The sequence below is a fragment of the Mesorhizobium sp. M2C.T.Ca.TU.002.02.1.1 genome (assembly GCF_003997225.1).
On sequence record NZ_RZTO01001590.1, the window covers coordinates 1 to 384 of the forward strand.

A 384-nucleotide genomic window follows, 5' to 3' on the forward strand; every position below is an offset into this window, starting at 1 on the left:
ACCATCTGCTGGTGGAATTTCGGATTGCCTTCCGAAGGCGGCAGTCCGTCCTGCGCCAGAAGAACCTTGTCGTTGAGATCGACCGGATCGTAAATGCGGTCGGACTCGGGGTCGACATCGACCACTTCGAGATATTCGCCGATCGGACCGGGCAGCAGCGGCTTGTCCGTCGCCGGCTCGTCGTCCCATGGCACGGAAAGCGTCGCCTGGTAGACCGAGACCGAATCCAGTCGCTTGGCCACCGAAGGATCGAGGGCGTAGATGCGCAGGCGCCGTTGCGGCGGCGGCAGCGGCCGCGGCTTGCGCTTGATGGCCGGCGCAGGGCCTGTAACGGGTGCGGGAACGGCTACGCTCGCGCCTGGGCGGCCGAGCAGACCTTCCAGG

At 66.1% G+C, this 384-nt stretch carries 1 protein-coding gene; it reads right to left on the reverse strand.

What is annotated here, in order from left to right; translation table 11 throughout:
• On the reverse strand, positions 1 to 242 hold a 242-nt coding region (locus EOD07_RS38315; RefSeq protein ID WP_206519693.1), incomplete at its 3' end, for a hypothetical protein.
• Positions 243 to 384 lie beyond the last annotated feature (142 nt).